This window comes from Acidovorax sp. KPB24-07, assembly GCF_057543315.1.
Genome location: NZ_BAAJYS010000490.1, coordinates 1 through 2,180, shown reverse-complemented (window position 1 = coordinate 2,180; position 2,180 = coordinate 1). Strand labels below are relative to the sequence as shown.

At 68.0% G+C, this 2,180-nt stretch carries 3 protein-coding genes; all 3 read right to left on the bottom strand.

Annotated features, from left to right (window positions below):
• A partial coding sequence (locus AC27IQ_RS22980) for a DMT family transporter (protein ID WP_487090923.1) occupies positions 1-839 on the bottom strand: 839 nt, incomplete at its 3' end.
• A gap of 100 nt (positions 840-939) precedes the next feature.
• A complete protein-coding gene (locus AC27IQ_RS22975) occupies positions 940-1,362 on the bottom strand; it encodes a BLUF domain-containing protein (protein WP_272565458.1) in 423 nt (140 codons plus the stop codon).
• A 1-nt stretch (position 1,363) separates the two neighbouring features.
• Complete coding sequence (gene folE, locus AC27IQ_RS22970) at positions 1,364-2,089, bottom strand: GTP cyclohydrolase I (protein WP_272565459.1); 726 nt, start codon at positions 2,087-2,089, stop codon at positions 1,364-1,366.
• Between the last annotated feature and the right edge of the window lie 91 nt (positions 2,090-2,180).

The following is a 2,180-nucleotide window of genomic DNA, read 5'->3' as shown; positions in this document are numbered from 1 at the left end:
GCGCCCGCGATGCGCGCGGCCCGGTCGCCCTCGCCCAGCAGGTGGCCGCCGATGAGGGCGGCGAACAGCATCGACACCTCGCGCGCCGGCGCCACGTGCGACAGCGGGGCCTCCTGCATGGCGTACAGCACCAGCACGTAGGCCACCGGGCTCACCGCCGCCACCAACAGGGCGAAGCGCCACTGCACGCGCCAGAGCACGCGCGCGGCCGGCAGGTCGCGCAGCACCACGGGCGCGAGCACCGCCACCCGCACGAAGTTGCCCATGTAGTCCACGAGGATGGGCGACATGCGCAGCACCTTCACCGCGTAGCCATCCACCACCGTGTAGCTGGCGATGAACGCGCCGGTGAGCACGCCGTAGCGGATGCCCGCATGCACCCGCTGCCGCGCGGCCGGGTCGTGCGCGGCGCGCAGCAGCGCGGGGCCGCCGGCGATGAGGAACACCCCGCCCACCACGCCCGCGATGCCCAGGCCCCCGAGCAGCGAGATCTGCTCGCCCAGGAACGTGATGGCGACGAGCGACGACATCAGCGGCCCCGAGCCGCGCGCGAGCGGGTACACCACGGTCAGGTCGGCCTGGCGGTAGCCGCGCAGCAAGATGACGTAGTACGCCACGTGCAGCAGCCCGCTGGCCACGACGAAGCCCCATTCCCTGGCGCCCCATTCGGGCACGGCGTCGCGCCCGAGCCACCAGCCCAGCGGCGCCCAGCCCAGCATCATCAGCACCGAGGTGAAGAAGGCAAAGCGCGAATCGCCGCCCGCTTTCTTGGCCGCGATGTTCCAGCATGCGTGGATGAGCCCGGCCAGCAGGATGAGGGCGAAGGCGTTAAAGGTCACGGTGGTGAAACGGGGGAGAGGAAGCCTGAATGCAGAAGGCCGCAGCGCACGGCGCCTGCGGCCTCGGAAGACGGGTGGGGGACGGGGGAGGCAGGCCCGCCTAGGCGCGGCCGATGATGGACGCCGTGGCCATCAGTTCTTCCAGCAGCGCGAACGACACGCGGCCCGACACCGAGTACGGGTCCAGCTCGGGCTTTTCGGAGTATTTGAGCAAGATGGAATGGTTGATCCGGGTCAGGTTGACCTGGCCCATGGTCCAGCCGCCGAAGCGGCGCTCGTGGATCTCCTCGAAGTGCAGCAGCTCCACGTCCTTGTGCCGCGGGTCCTTCTGGATGTGGCCGTACAGGGCGCTCACCGCGGAACGGCCGCCCTCGATCGCCTGCAGGAACACGCCCCCGCCGTAGCAGAGCACGCCGGTGATGCCGCAGGTGGGGTTGTGCTGGCGCGACTGGCTGAGGATGGCTTCGATGGCGTCGGGCGAGGTGTCCACGGCGCGGCTGGCGTAAAGCAGTCGGACGAGCATGTCAGTTCCTTCCGGGAATGAGCGAGAGGAATTCGCGGCGCAGGGCCGGGTCCTTGAGGAACACGCCGCGCATGACGGAGTTGAGCATCTTGCTGTCCATCTCGCGCACGCCGCGCCAGGACATGCAGAAGTGGCTGGCCTCCATCACGATGGCCAGGCCGTCGGGCTGGGTCTTTTCCATGATGAGGTCGGCCAGCTGCACCACGGCCTCTTCCTGGATCTGGGGGCGGCCCATGACCCAGTCCACCAGCCGCGCGTATTTGGACAGGCCGATGACGTTGGTGTGCTCGTTGGGCAGCACGCCGATCCAGATCTTGCCCATCACGGGGCAGAAGTGGTGGCTGCAGGCGCTGCGCACGGTGATCGGGCCGACGATCATCAGCTCGTTCAGGTGCTCGGCGTTGGGGAACTCGGTGATGGCCGGCTGCTGCGCGTAGCGGCCCTTGAAGACCTCGTTGAGGTACATCTTGGCCACGCGCCGCGCGGTGTTCTGGGTGTTGTGGTCGGTCGCCGTGTCGATGACCAGGCTGTCGAGCACGCCCTGCATCTTGGCCTCGACCTCGTCGAGCAGCAGTTCCAGCTCGCCGGGCTCGATGAACTCGGCAATGTTGTCGTTCGCATTGAAGCGCTTGCGTGCCGCGGCCAGCCGTTCGCGGATTTTGACGGAAACGGGCGTGCCCTCTTCGGGCGGCGCGTCGTTCGATTCGGCGGCGAGTTGTCTGAACATGGGCGGCATCGTACCAGCGAATGCCCGCCCCGGCTTGCCGAGTGTTTTTTGGCCCCCAGCGCATATTCCTCTAGGGCGTATAGCTATAAAA